Raw genomic sequence first — 19113 nt, forward strand, 5'->3', positions numbered from 1 at the left:
CCGTCATATCTAATGGTGACGAAAACAGAGTGAACGAAGGCTGTGATGACTGAGATGATGAAAGCAGTGCGGTTGCACGAATTCGGTGGGCCCGAAGTCTTGCGGTATGAGGATGCGCCCCGGCCTGTAGCCTTGAACGGCGAAGTGCTTGTCCGCGTGCGCGCAGCCGGCATTAATCCACCTGACCTTTATCTGCGCGACGGCTACCGGGCGTTACCGCCCGAATGGCAGCCTGATCCGACCTTCCCCCTGATCCTTGGCACCGATGTTTCGGGTGTTGTGGCTTCGGTGGGCGACGGTGTTTCAGGGTTTAGCGTCGGCGACGACGTCTATGCGATGGTGCGGTTCCCTGAAGACCTGATGAGGGGCAGCAGCGCCTATGCCGAATATGTCTCTGTCCCCGCATCTGAGCTTGCCCTGAAGCCTGTGGGCATCGATCACATCCAGGCAGCAGGTACACCCATGTCGTTGCTCACAGCCTGGCAGTTTCTAATCGATCTCGGCCATGATGCACCCAACCCGTTCCAGTCATTCCACCATGCGCCGGTCCCGCTCAAGGACAAGACGGTTCTGGTCAATGGCGCAGGCGGCGGCGTAGGGCATCTCGCAGTTCAGGTGGCGAAATGGAAGGGTGCACGGGTGATCGCTGTTGCATCCGGAAAGCATGAGGCACTTCTTCGTGGTCTGGGTGCGGCAGAGTTTATCGACTACACCAAGGCGGCGGCCGAGGCGGTGGCGCAAGATGTGGACCTTGTGATCGATACCGTCGGGGGCCCGAACATGGAGCGTTTCCTGTCGGTCATCAAGCCGGGGGGAGCGCTCTTCCTGGTCAACCCTTTGGGCTTCTCGGGCCGGGATAAGGCTGCCGAGCGCCGGATCACGGTGTCATCGACACAGGTTCGCTCAAACGGCACGCAACTGGCGGAGGCTGGTCGATTGCTCGACAGCGCCACCATTCGTATCGTCATCGATAGCACCTATCCGTTGTCGAAAGCGTCGGCTGCGCACGAGCGCGCCTTGCAGGGCGGTATCCAGGGCAAGCTCGTTTTCAGCGTCGCCTAATCTCAGGCCCTCGGTCAGCCGATCGTCAGAGACCGGGCGCAACTTCAAAGGAAATGCACATGCTGATTGTAACTGGATATATGCACATCGACCCCGCCGACCTGGCGGAATTTCTAGGCGCCCTGCAAGTTCTTGCGGTTGCCACCCGACAGCGTGCCGGCAACGTCTCCTATGACGTGGCGGTGACCGACCCTGCGGCCGGACGATTGCTCATTTCGGAACGTTGGTCCGATCAGTCCGCGCTCAGTGCTCACCTTGAGGCGCCCGACACCCAAGCGTTCGTCGCCCGATGGCAGGGGCGTATGGAGGGCGACATTCGGAAATACGACGCTTTTAACGAACGCGACCTTATCAAGCGCTAATCCGCGTCTCCGCCCTCACGTAGCTCATATTCGTCCACCTTAACCTTAAAAACTGCGGCCCCGGATTTGCCCGAAGCGGAACAGCACAACGAGAGCCGCGCCGGGCATCGCGCCCCAAACCGGCGCCTCTCCGTTATCGAAGTGGGATCCGGTTGGGTCCGGCATCAGTGTGGAGAGCTGCACAAAGGGCATTGAAAATAGGCACCGCCCAGCCCGAGCTCGCCGAGAGATCCGAGCTGAATGCCCATCTCGAACGGAGTTGCCACGAAATTGAACCTGACGCCAGCACTGCGGTCAATCGGCGGATTTGGCGCCTGACGCTTGCCGGAATAGTCCGCGTGTTGGCCGATTAGTTTGACCTCGAGCTAGATCTTTGGATTGTCATGCACCACGATCTGCGCGCCAATGCAAGATGCCGCGCGCTATTCGCCGCGTTGGTCAAAGGGTTCAAAGAGCTGTGAGCGCCTGCGACGCCTTGGATCGGAGGCAATTTGGCGAGGGGAAAGAGACCCTCGTGAGGAGGCTTCCCGACGAGAAGGCAACCACAACCGCAAGCCCTTAATGTGCTGGCCGAGTTTCGGAAGAAAGGATTTCCTGACCCCGATATTGGCGCGGTGAGCATCCGACGACGCGCTTGAACGCCTTGCTGAAGGCGCTCTCGGACTGATAGCCCAGCGCCGGCGCGACAACCGAAACAGGGTCATCGCCGTTTTCAAACCGGTTGCAGGCCAGAAGCATTCGCCACCTTGACAGGTAGTCGATAGGCGTCTCTCCAACGGTTGCCTTGAAGCGCTCAGCGAATACGGAGCGTGACATTCCGGCTTTCTCACCCAGTTCCGCCAACGTCCAGTTTTTCGCCGGGTTGGCATGCATCGCGCGAATTGCGCCACTCAGGTTCTTGTCGGCCAGAGCATAGAACCAGCCCGTGCGTTGATGACTATCTGACAGATGAATACGAAGTGCCTGGAGCAGCATCATATGCGAAAGATATTGCGCCATCAGATGTCCGCCCGGCCGATGAGAACGTAACTCCTGCATCATCCGTTCGATTGACCAACGCAAGGCGTCCCGCTCTGTTTCCCCTCTGAGGTGGACGATGGGCGGTAGCATTTCCAAGAGCATACCGGCGCTATTGCCGCTAACAGCGAAACGCGCACCGACAAGTGAAAAGTTCCCGCCTCCGTTGACGGTGACCATCCCCCCCGTACGCGCTGCGGGAAAGAGCGTCGGCGCAGGGACCGGAGAGAGGCTGAGATCACTTGCGAGCCGGAACGGCAGGCCGCGCGGCAGCACGAAGCAGTCGCCCTGTTCGAGGCGTACCGCTTCATCGACGCCGTCGACCGCCAACCAACACCCCCCCGTGACGATCACATAGCATTTGATCTGACGGTGTTGGTCGCCGAACTGGATCGACCACTCGCCAGCGGCATCAAAGCCTGAAGAGATGGTGCTGTCTGGCTTGAGCAGGCTGAGCACTTCAGAGAGCGGATCCATAAGAGTTCCGGACGATCGCGACGATATTGCCGACCATAGAGCATGGCTCGTCCACCATCAATGCCTTAACTGTCTGTTCAAGGCGTTCACGAGCGTTGACCAACATCTACACAATCCTGCAAGGGCATGAGGAGCATCCAATGATCGTAGTCACCGCCCCTACGGGCCAGATCGGCCAGCAAGTCGTCGAAAACCTTCTCGGACAAGGCGCTTCGGTCCGCGTCATTGCCCGCGATCCCACCAAGTTGCCGGCTAACGTTCAGAACAAGGTTGAGGTTGTAGCGGGTTCCCATGCGAACCCCGAAATCGTGAAACGGGCATTCGGTGGTGCAAAGACAGTGTTCTGGCTGGTACCTGCGGACGAAAAAGCAGACAGCGTCATGGCCGCCTATGTGGATTTCTCCCGACCGGCCGCAGACGCCCTGAAAGCCAATCGTGTAAAACGCGTGGTGAGCATCACTGCACTCGGACGAAATACGCCACTTGCAGCCAATGCCGGCTACGTCACCGGCTCGCTGGCGATGGACGATCTGGTCGCCAGCACCGGTGTCGACTTTCGCGCGCTCACCATGCCCTCCTTCATGGACAATCTTCTCATGCAGGCCGCGTCGATCAAAAACCAGGGCATGTTCTTCTCACCGATTTCCGGCGATTTGAAATTACCGAGCTGCGCCACCCGCGACATTGCAGCCGTGGCGAGCCGGTTGCTGCTGGACCCCAGCTGGCAGGGCCAGGAGGAGCTTGCCGTTCTTGGGCCGGAGAACATTTCCTTCAACGATATGGCAGAGATCATGTCGGACGTTCTGAGCAGTCCCGTTCGGTTCCAGCAAATCACCTTCGAGGCCTACAAGGCGCGATTCCTGCAATTCGGGTTTTCCGAGGCGATGGCACAGGGGATGACCGACATGGCCAGTGCCAAGGACCGCGGCCTCGATCTCGGCGTCGAAAGAACCAGTGAGAACACCACTCCGACCAGCTTTCGCCAATGGTGCCAGGACGTCCTGCGCCCGACGCTCCTGGGATAACCACGAAAGAACTAACATCATGCAGATGACAGGGAACACCATCCTCATCACAGGCGGCACCAGCGGCATCGGCCGGGGCCTTGCCGAAGCATTTCACAAGCTCGACAACCAGGTCATCATCGCCGGCCGTCGCCAAAGCCGCCTTGACGAGATTACGGCAGCCAACCCGGGCATGATCGGCTTTCAACTCAACGTTCAGGACCCTGAGGCGATCGACGCCTTCGCGACACGGGTCCGGGAGAAAATGCCTGAGCTGAATGTCCTGATAAACAACGCGGGTATCTCGCGACCCGAAAGCCTGCCCGGCGGCTCTGATCTTTCCATCGCACGCAACATTATTGAGACAAATATCCTGGGCGTGCTGCACATGTCGGCAGCCCTCCTCCCGGCCCTTGCCGCGAAGCCGCAGGCGACCATAATCACGACGACTTCAGGTCTGGCGTTCGTTCCACGCAACAACTTCCCGACCTATTGCGCCAGCAAGGCGTTCTTGCATTCCTGGCTACAGTCCTTGCGCGTCCAGCTGCGCGGATCTTCGGTCGAAGTGCTTGAACTGGCGCCACCCTATGTCCAGACGGAACTCAGCGGGCCTCATCAGCTCAGCGATCCACACGCCATGCCGCTTGCCGCCTATATCACCGAAGTGATGGAGCTCCTGGCCGACCCGAACCCACCTGAAGGGGAAATCCTCGTCGAGCGTGTCAGGGGAGAACGCTTTGCCGAAAGGGACGGCGACTACGCGCGACGGTTTGCGATCTTCAACGGATTTTGACCTACACGCACCGCATATGGCGCGCGCCATCTCGACACGGAAGCCGTCGTGCTAATGGGGCAACCACGTCGAAATCATCGAATACCGTGCCGTCCACTTCACCAAATCCAAGTCGTGCTGAGGGCACTCGGCGTTGCCGCCGAGAAAAGTGAAGCTGCGAAAGACGAACTGAGGAAGAAAGGAATACTGTGATGCCCCTATATGTAACAATCGGCTATGGAGACCAGCCAGGCTTATGACCGTACGACTCCGGCAGGCGCAACGAAGCCCATACCCATGATGAGAAGTTGAAGATGAAAGGGGCTCTCCGGTGGGTCGAGACGACGCACGGACCCTTTTTAGAGTCATCCCTGCCGGTTGCCGGGTTCGCGCTTATCGAAGCCGACAGCCTCCGGGATGCGATAGAACTCGTCTCAAGGACTCCATGCGCCGTTGCGCACGGGATCGTCGAAGTCTGGCCATTGGAGCAGCGGAAATGACCGATCATGATTCATTCGTCGTCCTCGGCGCGTCCGACCATATCGGATTCGTCGTTGGGCGGACCCTGCTCCAGTATGACCACCATGTCATCGGGGGTTGCTCGCCCTCCACTTCCGCCAGGATCGTTCAATCACCAGACACTAGCAACACGACTTCGTGACAACACACTCGGCGGCCGAGAACATTGATGACCGACCTTTTAGGCTTGAAGAAGAAAACCCCGCGAGAGCGGGGATAGGAAAAGGGGTGTTTTCTATTTTTGGCCCAACCCATCGCGACGTTGCAACGACCAGTCACGCAAGTTCTGTCAATATATTCAATAAATAATACTTTTACAAGCATTTGTTTCGACATATATATTAAGATAAGCTAAAAGTCGAAAGCTACGATACCCGTATAAGGAACAAAATCAGCTTAAGCGTTGAAATTATAACTACAATTTGCATCAATATTTGGTATTGTTCGTTTGGCCGCCCAGCGATCGCTTGCTAAACCCTAAGCAATGAGTCTCCTGTACGTTGGGCGGCCATAATCGACCATAAAAATGCCGGATATTGTTTCCCTTAAAATTGTTCATTCGCTGCTTCGGGCGAGGATTCCGGCTTCCGCTAAATGGCGCTAGGTGTCTCGACCCCGAAGGGCTTTCGCACGACCGAACGTCATCTCATCGGGACGGGCAACCGTCGCAGCGACGAGGAACGGAACCGGGGCGTTCTCGAATAGGCCGACCCGTCCGACAGGTCTAGGCGTTGACAAGGTGGGTCCACGACGTGAGTGCCCGATGTCGATCGGCGCATATTGAGGCCAGGCCGCTGCCATGGACTAGGACTCGTATGGCATCTGGGAGGAATGCCTGTCGCTGTGAGCCGGCCGTCACGGAACCGAATCAATGTTCAGGCTTTCGGTGTAGGTCAGGAGGGTCTCGTGTCATGAACAACTCTCAGATCAAGGTTCCTATCCGTCCGCTCCATGTCGAGATCGAAGGTCTCGCGCGCTACCGCCAGGCACACACCGTCGACGAACTCGCGGTGCTTCTGCTCAGCGTGAGCTGGCCATCCGGCGGCAAGCAATCCCCCGAGTTTCATCGGGCGCTTGCGACGTCGCTCGACGCGATGGAACTCTATCTGGATCCTGAGATCGCCCGCGACGCCTTCGTAAAGGCGGCCCGTGCGGCGGGAATGCATGTCCTCCCCGACGACATGGCGGAAATGAAGATGGCGGGCTGACAAAAACAAGCCCCGCCCGAGGCAATCGCGCCGCACCGCGGTAAGCTATTCTGAGGTGTTAGCACCACAGTAAACGGTGCGCAGCTCGCACATTGACAGGTGAACTTGGATTTTGAAGTCTCGCGACCGTAATGGCCGAAGGATGGTGAGCCTGGTTTCGCTCGCCGCATCCCAGCGGCTTATCATCCCATCAGCAATTCAGTGGATATTGCCAATGCGCGAAACACTGTGGGTGAAGTTTATGAGTAAGTTGCCGGGTTCAATCTATCTGTCTTTTGCTACTCGATTTGTGCGCTGCGACTATGCGGCGACCTGATTTCCCCCTTCGCCGACGCATCACCTGCTGTCGCCAAGTATAGGCGAATTCCTGGAGCGGTTTCCCGAGTCGCTCGTCGATGTCGGCCTGCGGGATCGAATGGGCGACCTCGCCGGGACGGCTTCGACGTTGTCGTCCGGTTCTGCGAGCCGGAATCCTCGTCACTGAAGGCGCGGCTGCTGTTCAGGGCGCGCGTTGTGACCTGCGCCTCGCCGTCCTACCTCGCTCGCCATGGCAAGCCTGAAGAGCCGAAGGATCTCCGAAACGGGCACCGCTGCCTTTTGATCCGCAATCAAGTCACGCAGCGCCCTTACGAATGGGAGTTTCAGCGCGGTCCGGCTAGGCATCCCCGTCGCCGCCGACGGATCCCTTGTGGTCAATGACACCGGATCGCTGGTCAGCGCTTGCCTTGGCGTGCCGCTCCTCTCCGCTTGGTCCGACGAGACGTTTCCGCCCTACGCGTATCGTCAAGCCTCCTCCATCAAAGGTTCAGGCTTTTTTTGGAGTTGGTCCGCGGGATCACGGGCTCAAACATTCTGCCGGACAGAGCGGCCGACCCGGTGGCTAGCCTCTCACGTCCTCAGCGCTGGAAAAATTCGCGATAAGGCCGTGTCGGCTCTGGCATCGTTGGAGATCAGCAGCAGTTGGTAGCTGATCTTCGGGCCGCCGGCCTCGGATGACCGCCAAGTGTTCTCGCATCGGGGCGGAACCAATCTGATCGGTAAACGGTTGATTGGGAACCCAAACCGTCAGTTCGGCGCATTCTTCGCAAGGAGCGCATCTTGACCAAGAGTTTTCCGGCGCGCACCTCCTCTACCCACGACAGGCGAGCGCCGACTTCTCGCAACGTCGCACTGCCTGGCGATACAGCACATGCAGGCCAAGGTCATGTTCGCATCTTTCCAGCAAGAACGGTAAAGCGAAGTCCGCGGTGGTCGAATAGAGCCTTATCTGCGGTTCTATTGCTGTCCCTCGCCTCCTGCTCGAACGAGGATGAGCAGTCTCACAAACAACTGCAGGAAATCCTCGTGTGGAGCGCCAGCGCCGAGATGATCCTGGAGGCCCGCCTTGGGGGACGTGTTCCAGAAGGTTTCACCGATCTTGCCGTGCAACGATGCCATAGGGAGATCTTGCATCTTTCATCGCAGTTGCCGCAAACCTCGAGGTATGACCAAGCGAGAGCGGCTGTTGTCAGGCTCAATGGATTGATCGCCACGGCGCACGACGAGATCGGACATGGGCGTTTCGAAGAGGGCCATCAAAATCTTGTCGAGCTTCACCGCTACGAGGCCGAGCAGCTTATGCTCTCTGGTGCAGGGGGATGAAAAAGCTGCTTCAGATATCGCTGGGGATAGTCACCAGCGTCGGGGGATTTATCGAAACCGGTCAGATCGCAACGTCGAGCCAGGCTGGAGCGGCCTATGGGTTCAGCCTGCTTTGGCCCATTGTCATCGGCACTGTATGTCTTATATTCCTGATTGAAATGTCGGGGCGATTTGCCATCGCCAGCCATCACACCGTCGCCGATGGGATGAGGGAACGTTTCGGAGCGAATTACTTCCTGGTCACTTTATTGATCATTTCGATCGTCAATCTGCTCGTCCTCGCGTCAGAGATTGGCGGTATTGCTCTAGCACTGCAATTTGTCAGCGGTGTCGGCTTTCAGTGGTGGGCCTTGCCGGTAGCCTTGACCGTATGGCTTCTGCTCTGGAAGGGCACATTCGGCATGATCGAAGATGGTGTAGCCCTCCTGGGCTTGGTGGCAGTATGTTTCGTGGTAGGTGTGTTTGTCATGGGCCCACCCTGGCTGGAGGTGGCAAAAGGACTGGTGCCGACGCTGCCGGACAAAGAGCCGCTGCACTACGGTTTCATTGCCGTCAGCATTCTAGGAGCCGTGATAGCCCCGTTCCTGTTCTTGTTTTACTCGTCGGGCGCGATCGAGGAAAAGTGGGATAAGAGCTTCCTTGGCGCCAATCGCGTAATCGCGACGGTGGGGATGAGCTTCGGCGCCGTCATTGCAGCGTCAATCCTGATTGTGGCGGCACTCGTCTTTCCGCCGCGCGGCATCACCGACATCCAAGGATATGACCAGATTGCGCCGATATTGACCCCAGCATTGGGCAAATGGGGTTTTTACCTTTTCGCGGCTTCGCTCGGAATCAGTTGCTTCGGCGCCGCGCTCGAAGCAAGCCTTGGCCAGGCCTACCTGGCCGCCCAGGGTTTTGGTTGGAATTGGTCGGAAGATGCCAAGCCCCGAACCGATCCGGCATTCGCCCTTGTCTATACAGGCTTCATCGGTATCGCAGTCCTGCCGATCGCGATTGGCGTCGATCCCCTGCAACTGACGATTTTTTCGATGGCGATCACCGCGTTGGCCTTGCCCTTCGGCGTCATTCCGTTTCTGTTTTTGATGAACGATCGCAATTTTGTTGGAAAGCACCGTAATGGATGGATCAGCAATACCGCCGTGCTAGTCATTATCGGCCTGTCGTTCATAGTCGCCCTGATAACCCTTCCCCTGCAGATATTTGGAGGATGATATGCTTTTGATCCGCGACGTCCTGGACAAGCAAATGGTCGACAAGGAGCAAAATCGTATCGGCAAGGCAGATGGCCTCGTCCTCAGCCTTTCTGACGGCGACGCTCCCAAAGTCGCGTTCATTGAAATGGGGAGTCTGACGCTGTCGCGACGGCTGGGCTACCGGTCGCATCGCTTCCTGCGTTGGCTTTACCGAACGGCTGGCGCAGATGATAATGCCACGGCTTTTCGCGTGCCCTGGGAAAAAGTCAGAAACGTTGCGATTGACATCGAAGTGAACGTGGATCGTCGCGAGACGCCATTGGAACAGTGTCAGGATTGGCTGAAGCGCCACGTGATCACGCGGATCCCGGGAGGATAACCATGAACGAGGTTCGGCTCGAACTACTGCTCGGAAAACAGGTCTACGACCTTGAAGGCAAGGCCGTTGGCCGGTTGGAAGAGGTTAAGGCTGAAGCACGCGGCGCGGATCTCTATGTCGTCGAATATCACCTTGGCGCCTACAGCCTCTTTGAGCGGCTGTCGGCCCTTGCCATCGGTCGTGCAGTACTGACCGCGATAGGGGCGGCAAGATCCGGCAGCAAAAAAGCGGTTCCATGGGACAAGCTCGATATGCGGGATCTCGAGCATTTGCGAGTGACTTGCCGCGAGACTACCCTGCAGACGCTCAACTGAAGCCACCTCTATAGATGCCGCACGCCCCCTGCACGCATGGGGCGCCCGAGCATATCCCTGAAGCTGGTCGCAGCAGCAGCACGCGGGCGTCTTCCTGATGATGAAATTCGATGCCCTCGGCAGTTACGGGTATGCCCAGCGCACTGGCAAGCGCAACCGTTGCTCTCAGAACGGCGAGCCCCCGCCTCCCTTATCCACCGCCACAACGAGAGATGTGTCGAATGCGTGATGAGTAAGGATCGGTCGTCGGTTGGGTGAAGGCTCAGCCAATTGGCGGCCGATCCTTACTAATCACGTTCAAGCTGTCGAACCCGGACCGTCGCAATGTCCCGATACTCGCGTGACCACAAGCGAAGTCATAGAGAGCAAAGCCTTCAGCGCATCAATCGAACGCCTCGCCTGCTCGGAATGCGACATCAGAACCCTCGGTAATCTCCAAGGTGAGCGTCATCGGATCAAACCCTTCGTCGCGAACAAACCGAAGAACATCGGCAGCGAAATCGGGATTGCAGAGTTGCAATGGCGAGACATTCACGGACAGCCCAGGGCTGGCGCGTCTGCGCATCTGGCTGAATTGGCCGGCCGGATCAAGCTCCTCCGCATCGACGTCTCGGGCGCTGCGACGAGTTCAAATGGACGTTGCGGCACCAGACGCCGGTAGAAACTTCGCCTTAAAATGAAACAAATCCCGGAGCTACACGTTTAGGCGCGTTGCCTTTGGCTCGGCAGATTGATGGATGGGGCGGAAGAGATCCTATTCCGCTGGTGAAACCTCAACCGCTCCGACCGCGACGAGAAGATCACAAGCGCAAAGGTCGCCGATGTCCAATATCGAGGAATTCCCGCTCACACCCCGCAAGTTGAGCGAATATGACGCGCTTGTCGCGGCGGCGCCGAGCGTGCTCGACGCTATTCCAGGCGCCGTCTATCTCTGCGATCACGATGGCTGGCTCGTCCGTTATAACAAACAGGCCGCCGAACTCTGGGGAAGGACGCCGCGGCTCGAAGAAAGGCGCGATCGTTTCTGCGGGTCCCATGCTCTTTTCATGCCGGACGGCACGCCACTGGCGCACGAAGACTGCCCGATGGCGACGGCTGTATTTGAGGGAAGAGAGACACGCAATGCAGAAGTCGTCATCGAACGGCCAGATGGATCGCGCTTTGTCGCCCTGGTGAACATCCGCCCCCTGAAACACCACAACGGTACGATTCAAGGGGGGATAAATTGCTTTCAGGACATCTCCGCGAGCAAGGCCATCGAGGAGGAGGTTGGCCGAAGGAACGCAGACCTCGAGGATTTCTTCGAGAACAGCGCGATCGGTCTCCACATTGTCGGTGGCGACGGCATCATTCAACGTGCAAACAAGGCAGAGCTGGCTCTTCTCGGTTATACCGCCGAGGAATATGTCGGACGGCATATCGCGGAATTTCATGCGGATGCGCCGGTCATAGGCGATATTCTGCATAAGTTGTCATGCGGTGAAAGGCTCGACCGCTATCCTGCGCGCCTTCGCGCTAAGGACGGCTCTTTCAAGCATGTGCTGATCACGTCCAACAGCCGGTTTGAAGATGGAACGTTCATCAACACGCGCTGCTTCACGACCGACGTGACCGATCTCCACGAAGCCGAGAGTGCACGTCGCGACAGCGAGGACCGCCTGGCGGCGACCTATGAAGCTGCGACGATCGGAATTGCAGAATCTGACTCCGTGGGGCGCCTTCTCCGGGTGAACGACGCGCTATGCCAGATGCTCGGACGTTCCCGCCAAGAGCTGCTCAGCATGACCTTCTGCGATTACACCCACGATGACGACCGTGAGCAGGATGCCGCGCTCTACACACGTCAAATTGCCGGAGAACTCGACAACTATGCGCTGCGCAAGCGGGCCACAAGACCGGATGGGAGCATTGTCTATCTCGACATCCATAGCTCGTCGGTACGGGATGACACCGGGAGCTTCCGCTACGGCGTGCGGGTGATTCAGGATGTCACGGTCGCGAAGCAGATGGAGGACCAGATACGCGCAAGCGAGCAGCACATGCGCGATTTGCTCGAGGCGCTACCGGCCGCGGTATATACGACCGACGCGACAGGACGGATTACATTCTATAACAAGGCAGCTGTTGAGATGTCGGGGCGAACGCCACAGGCGGGCGACATGTGGTGTGTTACCTGGCGTCTGTTCAATCTCGACGGCACCCCGCTTCCGCATGACCAATGTCCGATGGCGGTGGCACTAAAGGAAGATCGCCCTGTTCGAGGCGCGGAAGCGATCGCCGAACGGCCAGATGGCAGTCGCGTTCCCTTTATACCGTACCCTACGCCACTTCACGACGCCAATGGCCACCTCGTCGGAGCCATAAACATGCTCGTCGACATCACGGAGCGCAAACAAGCAGAAAGCAGACAGAAGACTCTTATCGATGAGCTCAATCATCGCGTTAAGAATACACTAGCGACGGTGCAGTCGCTGTCGAGACAATCGGCAAGGCACGCTGAGGATCTGGATGACTTCCTGCACCGCTTCGAAGATCGACTGTTGTCTCTTTCTCGAGCCCACGATCTTTTGACCAAGCGGCACTGGCAGGACGCTCCCCTGGATTCTCTCATCCGGGAGGTGCTGGTACCGCTCGCCGGCGAAGCGGCCTGGCGCATCAAGTTCGACGGGCCTCCTGCTGCTTTGGACCCGCGGGCGGCACTCAGCCTTACAATGACTTTGAATGAGCTCGCCACGAATGCGATCAAATATGGGGCGCTGTCGTCCGAGGCGGGCGCGCTCTCTCTGTCCTGGCGGCTCCAAGATGAGGCCGGGGCTCAATCAACGCTGGTCCTTGAGTGGCATGAGCAGGATGGGCCGCCTGTCAGGCCGCCAACCCGACGAGGTTTCGGAACTCGCCTGATGGAACGCTCTATTGAGCGGGACCTCGGTGGTGAGTTTGACCTTTCCTTTGAGCCAACCGGCGTATCCTGCCTCATCTCGATTCCGGTTGGGCAGGTGAAGGCATGAACGTTTCCGGAATGAAGGTTCTCGTTGTCGAGGACGAGGGTCTGGTGGCTCTGATGATCGAGGACATGCTGGAGGATCTCGGTTTCGACGTGGTCGCATCCGTATCGCGGCTTGCCGATGCACGGACGATCGTGGCCGATGCGGCCGTTGATCTTGCAGTGCTGGACGTCAACCTTGCCGGTGAGTCCAGCTTTTCAATCGCGGAAATCCTCCGCAAACGTCAGATCCCGTTCATATTCAGCACCGGATACGGACTGAGCGGATTGCCGGATGAATTTGCTCATCAGCCGCTGATTGGCAAGCCTTTTTCCAAGAAAGATCTACAGGAAACAATTGAGGCCGCATTGAAGCTCTGATGCGGGCGGTAACTGGATGCGTCGCCAGCGGACATGAACCGCATCACGCAATCATCACGACCTATATTGAGCGGGCGGTCAGGTGGACTGGCGATATCCTCGGGCTCTGTCGAGCTTGCAAGAGGCACCTCGAAGTAGTGGCGCATCTTATCGAGCGTGCCATGGCAGTGGCCCAAGTCAGGATGAAGTGAAAAGGCGCCGCCGGTAATTGCTTCTCCAACGACGGCGGCGACCGGCTCTTGACTTCCACCCCCTTGCCGAGCGGATCAACCCGTCCGTCTCGGTTCCTTGCCTTTGCTTTCTACTATTCGGTTGAGTTCTGAAGCGACAGGCCACCAAAAGCCGGGATCAGTTCGAGGGCAGACACCGTCCTCCTACGAGCTTGAGGGCCGCCTAGGCGGCCCTCGCCTTCTGCATCATCGTGAGCCCAAAGATTATCAAACCTGCCAGCGTGAGGGCGAAGCCGGCCCAGACGGCCGCGAGGAGGCCGTAACCCGCCGCGATCGTGGCACCACCCGCCGCAGCGCCAACGGCATTGGCGACATTGAGCGAGGCGAGGTTCATCGCGCCCATCAGGCTCGGAGCTTCCGGAGCGAAGTTGGTCAAGCGAACCTGAATGGTCGGGATCGCCGCCATCATTGCGGCGCCCACACCGAACATGGACGGGAAGAAGATCCAGGGATTGGCACCGCCGACGGCCAGGACGGCCATGATCAGCAGCGCGCTGCCGAAGCCGATGGCGATGCCACGAGCCTGATGGAGGTCGGCGAGCTTGCCGCCATAGACATTGCCAACCGTCATGCCGATGCCGAACAGGGTCAGAGCGACCGGGATCATTTCCGGGGCCAGGCGGACGGTGTCGGTGACCATGGGCGCGATGAAACTGTAGACCGCGAAGATGCTGGCGACACCGAGGGCGGCAACGAGCATGACGCCCCAGACCGAGCCCTTGCGGAGCGACGACAGCTCCTGGATGACCGGGACACCGTCAAGCGCCTTGGTGCGCGGCACCCAATGCCAGATGGCACCGAAGGCGAGCAGCGAGAAGGCTGCGACTGCGAGATAGGTTTCGCGCCAGCCAATGGTCTGACCGAGGAAGGTGGCAAGCGGCGAGCCGACGATGGTTGCGACCGTCAGGCCGCTCATGACGATGGCGAAAGCCTTGCCTGCCTGTCCGGGTCCGACGATGTAGGATGCGACCACGGCGCCGGCGCCGAAATAAGCACCTTGAGGTAGGCCGCTTATGAAGCGCACCAGCATCAGGAACCCTAGGTTGGAGGCTATGGCCGAAAGCACATTGCCGGCGATGAACAGGCCCATGAGCAAGAGCAGAAGCATGCGACGGTTGAGCCGGGCGGCGGCGAGCGTAACCAGCGGCGCGCCGAGGACGACGCCGAAGGCGTAACCCGTAATCGCGTTGGTCGCATCGGGAATGCTGATGCCAAGGCTGTCGGAGAACAGCTGGATGATACCCATGCTGGCAAACTCCGACGTGCCGATCGAGAAGCTGCCAAGCGCGAGCGCGAGCAGCGTCAGCTTCTGGGAACGGGCGGTGGTATCGGATGTGGCGGGAACGAAGCCGCGAGTTTCTGAGGTGATGGACATTTCGGTGGTCCTTTTGGGAACGGAATGGGTGAATTCGTTGGTGGAACTCATACCGGCGTGTTGCTCGAGGACATGGATGTCACGTCCGGCCTGGTCGCAGTAGCCAGGCCGCGTTCTCACAACTTGAAAGAAATTCAGAGGTAGCGCGACAGCATGTCAGAGACGGCCAACCGAGGCTCAGCGCGCCGCCTCCTCGATCACCCCGGCGACGCCCTCTGCCTTCGAGATCAGTCCGGCATGGCTGGCGGCGATCTCGGTGACTTCGGCTTTCATGCGGCCGGCGAAGAAGCGCTGGGCGTCGGCCGGGATGGTGAGGTCATTAGTCGTCACGACATAGAAGTTCGGCTTATGGTGCCAGGCGGCCACTTGCGCCACGGCCTCGAAATTGGCGGGGTTCGATGGCAACTGCTTCTCAGCCAGCGCCTCGGCTTCGGCCTGGGGAAGATCGCCGGCGAAGGCGTTCGCGAAGGCGGCGGGATCGACGATCAGGCCGCCCTTGTCGTTCGGGCGGATGGCCTTGGCACCTTCGCTCGGCTGGCGGGCGGCCAGCAGCTTCCTAAGCGATTCACCCCTGTCCGGGCCGAAAGCCGACACGTAGACCAGCGACTTGACCTTTGCGACGTCACCGGCCTCGCCGATCACCACGCCACCCCAGGAATGGGCGACCAGCACGGTCGGGCCGTCCTGGGCATCGAGCGCGGCCTTGGTGGCGGCGACGTCGTCGGGAGCGAAGTGAGCGGGTTGGCGACCTGTATGACATGATAGCCCTTGGCGCCCAGGATGGCGGCGACCTTGTCCCAACTGGTCTCGCTTGCAAACGCGCCGTGGACGAGGACGATGTTCTTCGTCGGCTGTGCGAGGACGGGAGCGGCACCGAGAACAGCGGCGCTGAGCATGAGCGTTGACAGAATAGTTTTCATTTCCATCTCCATATGTTGTGCTAAGTTCTGGACGACCGGCAATATCAATTCCCGCGGTGCCGGATGCGGCACCGTGGACTGAAACTCTCCGTATCGTCTGGTTTTGATTGCATTTTCGCTTCAAGCGATGACTACAACATAGAGGCAGCCCGCATGACCGGCCATGATCACGTCTCTCAATCTCTTGCTCTGGCGTCCGAAAGCCAATTCCCGATGATGGCGTCGCGGGCGGACTTTCTGTCACAGATCCTCACGCTCATTCGCCTGCGCGGCGAACTCATTTTCTCGGCGGAGCTCCATGCGCCATGGGGGCTGAGGCTCGGCAACGGTTCAGGTTATTTCCATGTCGTCTCGGAAGGCGAACTCTGGCTCACGGCGAGCGATGGAAAGGCGGTTCATGCCGTGGCCGGCGACCTGCTCGTCATGCTCCAAGGAACGGGGCATGCGATCGGCACGCCGGGTGTGAAGCCAATTGAGGCTCGTAAGCTGCTGGAGGCGCAGTTGCGCGACGACAGCCTTTCGATCCGCCTCGAAGGCAATGGGCCCGTCACCCGCCTGGTGACCGGCGCCTTTCGCTTCGAGGGCGACAATATGCCCTCGATGCTCGCCGTTCTTCCCTCGGTGATCCATATTCAGGGATCGACCAAAGGAGAGGACCAAGAATGGCTCAAGGTCCTGGCCAACTCGCTTCTTTCCGAGGCCCAGGCGCCACATCCGGGCGCGGCAATCATGATCTCGCGGCTCATCGATGTACTCGTCATCCGCGCGATGCGCATCTGGGTCCGAACCGCGCCACCGGAGGAAAAGGGCTGGCTCGCTGCACTTGCGGATGCCCGCATCAGCCGGGCGCTGAAAGCCATTCACGACGAGCCTTTCCGTCGCAGACTCGTGGCAGAACTGGCCGCCATAGCAGGGATGTCGCGATCAAATTTCGCCGAGCGCTTCTCGACATTGGTCGGGGCGGGGCCACTCCACTACCAGACCCGCTGGCGCCTGCTGCTGGCAAGCGACATGCTCAGGCGCTCCGATGCACGGGTGAGCGAGGTGGCCCGCCGCGTCGGTTATGAGTCGGAGGCCGCGTTCAGCCGCGCCTTCAAGGCACAGTTCGGAATTCCACCTGTCATGACGCGGGTAAGCTGAGAAAACCCTTCGTGCCAATTCCCCAATTGGCCGCTATTGGCGCAAGCATGCGGCCTCGGCAATCCGCTTTCGAGCAGCCGCTTCTGTGAGTACTGAAGGGCGCAAAGCCGTATTTCAAAGATCTAGGCTGTGGTGACGATTTAACGAGTTGGGATTCCGTTTGAGGAGCAAATCAGATTCAACGCTGACTTTTGGAAGTTCAGCGATGGATGGTGAAGTTCTCAGGGATGATCAGTGGGAACGGTTGAAGCCGTTCGTGCCGGGTGGTCGCAGAGGCAAGCGGGGTCCACGCAGCGACGGACGGCGGTTCTTCGATGCGATCTTGTGGCTGGCGCGCTCCGGTGCACGTTGGCGCGACCTGCCCGCGGACCGTTTCGGCCCGTATCAGACAGTCAAACGGCGTTATTACCGCTGGATCGATCAAGGTGTATTCGACCAGGTGTTCGAAGCGGTGGCTGCCGAGCCGGATATGGAATGGCTGTCCATCGATGCCACCGTGATCCGAGCGCAGGCGCAAGCGGCTGGCGGACGCCGCAAAAGGGGGGACCGCAAGCCCAGGCTCTCGGCCGCTCTCGTGGCGGATTTGGCAGCAAAATCCATGCTGTAGTAGATGCCCTCGGGCTGCCGGTTCGTTTCCATCTCGGCCCAGGGCAGCAGAACGACATGGCTCCGGCTTGCGACCTCGTTCGGGGACTGCCAGCCAAACAAGTGCTCGCGGACCGCGCCTATGATGCCGACAGCCTGCACGACATCATCCTTGATCAGGGCGGTGAACCGGTCATTCCGCCGCGACGCCATCGAAAGCACCAGCATGCCTATGATCGCATTGCCTACAAGCAGCGCTGGGGCATCGAGAGTTTCGTCGCCAAGCTCAAACAGTGGCGACGCCTCGCCACACGCTATGACAAACTCGCCGCCAATTTCCTCGGTTTCATCAAGCTTGCAAGCATCATGCTGTGGCTCAAATAGTTAATTTGTCACCACAGCCTAGTCTTCGATATCAAAATGGCCGCCCCATAGCGGAACGCAGCGATGCCTGCCTTTGATAGGAATCGACCGTCCTGGTCGAACATGCTTATCAATTATTTAGGCATACCGTGCGGCGCAGGTTCTTTAGAACTTTGCAGCAAATTTATGGAGGAGCGACGGCTCCTCTTGCAAAAAGAAACCGAAACACGTTACCGCCGGCAGCCCCGGTGATTTTGACGCGAAAAGTCGCGGCGCCAGAACTTTTGTTGCGGCGGCGGTTTGGTGCAAGGATGCGCTTCGGTCCGCTCCTCAGCAACTATGGCGCAGCCGCCTTTCCGTCTGAACAAACTAGCCCCGCCAACCTGAACTGACCCCACGGGCCGCATGGATCTGTCTCTTATACTGCTGCTGCACCCCCTGTTCGCAGCGGCCGTGCGGTCCACCGAGCCCGACCGCCCCTAAGGGCGAAACGGTTGGTGCGTCACAGTACAGGAACCGCCGCCTCCCATTGTAGTTAACTACTCGGATCGTTGGAAAGCGTTGCCCTGCGCTTTTCGCGATCTACCCCCTCCACGGGGTTCGGGCCGCGCAGAGGGCAATGGTCAACTCCTTCTCCAACCCCTTCTGCGCGGCTCCCCTCTTGAGAGGGAGCGTATCTCTTGAGACGCTTGAAGCGTATCGGATTATCCGGTCGATCCAACATGACGTGAAGGACAAATGCCTTGATCCGGCTGCTGACCTGGCCGACTTTATCGCGGGGGCTGTTTGCAAAGGCGCTGCGGGCGACCGGCGGCGACGCCTTCCGCGGCAATCAGGCAGCACTCGGCGAGGTCATTGCGCTGCGGCCCATGTTCTGGTCCTCTTCCAATGCCATGGCCCACAATCCGCAGCCATGGGCGAATGGCGCCGTGCTGCCCGACATGGAAGCGGCGCTTTCTTACCGCACCTCCATGTCGACGTGCAAAAGCCCTAACTGGCGTTGGCGCTGTGCTCGGCTTCATCGAACTGTCTTGCCATCATCTCGCCCGCGTTGGATCAACATAGGGCGGCGATCGAGCGTCGTTCTGAGAGTTGAAACTCTCCTGCATCGCCCGTGGCGCGATCCGACCCTCATTGCAGCCGGCTCGATTATGTTGAGGTAATTCGCCGGACTTTCGTGCAGAC

General features: G+C 59.0%; 16 protein-coding genes and 3 pseudogenes. 15 read left to right on the forward strand and 4 right to left on the reverse strand.

Annotation, left to right across the window (positions count from 1 at the left end):
* The first annotated feature begins 45 nt into the window (after positions 1-45).
* Both RLEG4DRAFT_RS64295 and RLEG4DRAFT_RS64300 read left to right on the forward strand, forming a co-directional pair.
* A complete protein-coding gene (locus RLEG4DRAFT_RS64295) occupies positions 46-1062 on the forward strand; it encodes an NADP-dependent oxidoreductase (RefSeq protein WP_003575365.1) in 1017 nt (338 codons plus the stop codon).
* A 59-nt stretch (positions 1063-1121) separates the two neighbouring features.
* The gene (locus RLEG4DRAFT_RS64300; protein ID WP_003575363.1) at positions 1122-1424 is read left to right on the forward strand and encodes a putative quinol monooxygenase; all 303 of its coding nucleotides are present in this window, start codon (positions 1122-1124) and stop codon (positions 1422-1424) included.
* A gap of 558 nt (positions 1425-1982) precedes the next feature.
* Here the strand turns inward: RLEG4DRAFT_RS64300 and RLEG4DRAFT_RS64305 are convergent.
* Complete coding sequence (locus RLEG4DRAFT_RS64305; RefSeq protein WP_003575362.1) at positions 1983-2918, reverse strand: AraC family transcriptional regulator; 936 nt, start codon at positions 2916-2918, stop codon at positions 1983-1985.
* Positions 2919-3058: 140 nt separating this feature from the next.
* Between RLEG4DRAFT_RS64305 and RLEG4DRAFT_RS64310 the strand changes: the two genes are divergently transcribed.
* The 8 genes from RLEG4DRAFT_RS64310 to RLEG4DRAFT_RS64345 all read left to right on the forward strand — a co-directional run bounded on the left by RLEG4DRAFT_RS64310 (position 3059) and on the right by RLEG4DRAFT_RS64345 (position 9951).
* Entirely contained in the window at positions 3059-3943 is an 885-nt protein-coding gene (locus RLEG4DRAFT_RS64310; protein ID WP_003575360.1) for an NAD(P)H-binding protein, read from the forward strand.
* Between the two features lie 19 nt (positions 3944-3962).
* Positions 3963-4715: an SDR family oxidoreductase gene (locus RLEG4DRAFT_RS64315; RefSeq protein ID WP_003575358.1), complete on the forward strand. Its 753-nt coding sequence runs from the start codon at positions 3963-3965 to the stop codon at positions 4713-4715.
* Positions 4716-6124: 1409 nt separating this feature from the next.
* The gene (locus RLEG4DRAFT_RS64320; protein ID WP_003575353.1) at positions 6125-6421 is read left to right on the forward strand and encodes a DUF982 domain-containing protein; all 297 of its coding nucleotides are present in this window, start codon (positions 6125-6127) and stop codon (positions 6419-6421) included.
* A gap of 363 nt (positions 6422-6784) precedes the next feature.
* On the forward strand, positions 6785-7120 hold the full coding sequence (locus RLEG4DRAFT_RS64325; protein WP_432416800.1) for a LysR substrate-binding domain-containing protein: 336 nt from the start codon (positions 6785-6787) through the stop codon (positions 7118-7120).
* Between the two features lie 399 nt (positions 7121-7519).
* Positions 7520-8062, forward strand: coding sequence for a hypothetical protein (locus tag RLEG4DRAFT_RS64330; RefSeq protein WP_003575351.1), 543 nt, complete (start codon positions 7520-7522; stop codon positions 8060-8062).
* Positions 8059-9276: an Nramp family divalent metal transporter gene (locus RLEG4DRAFT_RS64335; RefSeq protein WP_003575350.1), complete on the forward strand. Its 1218-nt coding sequence runs from the start codon at positions 8059-8061 to the stop codon at positions 9274-9276. Before RLEG4DRAFT_RS64330 ends, RLEG4DRAFT_RS64335 begins: the two co-directional genes overlap by 4 nt.
* Position 9277: 1 nt before the next feature.
* A complete protein-coding gene (locus RLEG4DRAFT_RS64340) occupies positions 9278-9637 on the forward strand; it encodes a hypothetical protein (protein WP_003575349.1) in 360 nt (119 codons plus the stop codon).
* A 2-nt stretch (positions 9638-9639) separates the two neighbouring features.
* On the forward strand, positions 9640-9951 hold the full coding sequence (locus RLEG4DRAFT_RS64345; RefSeq protein ID WP_003575348.1) for a PRC-barrel domain-containing protein: 312 nt from the start codon (positions 9640-9642) through the stop codon (positions 9949-9951).
* Between the two features lie 8 nt (positions 9952-9959).
* Here the strand turns inward: RLEG4DRAFT_RS64345 and RLEG4DRAFT_RS64350 are convergent.
* A pseudogene (locus RLEG4DRAFT_RS64350) lies at positions 9960-10492 on the reverse strand (EAL domain-containing protein); the annotation flags it as partial.
* A gap of 280 nt (positions 10493-10772) precedes the next feature.
* On the opposite strand from RLEG4DRAFT_RS64350, the gene RLEG4DRAFT_RS64355 reads away from it, so the two are divergent.
* Both RLEG4DRAFT_RS64355 and RLEG4DRAFT_RS64360 read left to right on the forward strand, forming a co-directional pair.
* The gene (locus RLEG4DRAFT_RS64355; RefSeq protein WP_003575346.1) at positions 10773-12959 is read left to right on the forward strand and encodes a PAS domain-containing sensor histidine kinase; all 2187 of its coding nucleotides are present in this window, start codon (positions 10773-10775) and stop codon (positions 12957-12959) included.
* Positions 12956-13315, forward strand: coding sequence for a response regulator (locus RLEG4DRAFT_RS64360; protein ID WP_003575344.1), 360 nt, complete (start codon positions 12956-12958; stop codon positions 13313-13315). Before RLEG4DRAFT_RS64355 ends, RLEG4DRAFT_RS64360 begins: the two co-directional genes overlap by 4 nt.
* Before the next feature lie 393 nt (positions 13316-13708).
* Here the strand turns inward: RLEG4DRAFT_RS64360 and RLEG4DRAFT_RS64365 are convergent, their stop codons facing one another.
* Positions 13709-14920: an MFS transporter gene (locus tag RLEG4DRAFT_RS64365; RefSeq protein ID WP_171898178.1), complete on the reverse strand. Its 1212-nt coding sequence runs from the start codon at positions 14918-14920 to the stop codon at positions 13709-13711.
* Positions 14921-15097: 177 nt separating this feature from the next.
* Positions 15098-15840: pseudogene (locus RLEG4DRAFT_RS64370) on the reverse strand (alpha/beta hydrolase).
* A 153-nt stretch (positions 15841-15993) separates the two neighbouring features.
* Here RLEG4DRAFT_RS64370 and RLEG4DRAFT_RS64375 point away from each other — a divergent pair.
* The 3 genes and pseudogenes from RLEG4DRAFT_RS64375 to RLEG4DRAFT_RS64385 form a co-directional block, all read left to right on the forward strand.
* A complete protein-coding gene (locus RLEG4DRAFT_RS64375) occupies positions 15994-16980 on the forward strand; it encodes an AraC family transcriptional regulator (protein WP_003575337.1) in 987 nt (328 codons plus the stop codon).
* Between the two features lie 205 nt (positions 16981-17185).
* Positions 17186-17949, forward strand: a protein-coding gene (locus RLEG4DRAFT_RS64380; protein WP_088941446.1) for an IS5 family transposase whose coding sequence is annotated in 2 segments (ribosomal slippage) — positions 17186-17516 and positions 17516-17949 — 765 coding nt in all. Because the reading frame shifts where the segments join, the coding sequence is not laid out codon by codon here.
* 758 nt (positions 17950-18707) lie between these two features.
* Positions 18708-18905, forward strand: a pseudogene (locus tag RLEG4DRAFT_RS64385) (4-hydroxyphenylacetate 3-hydroxylase C-terminal domain-containing protein); the annotation flags it as partial.
* Positions 18906-19113: the final 208 nt, after the last annotated feature.

The sequence above is a fragment of the Rhizobium leguminosarum bv. trifolii WSM2297 genome (assembly GCF_000271845.1).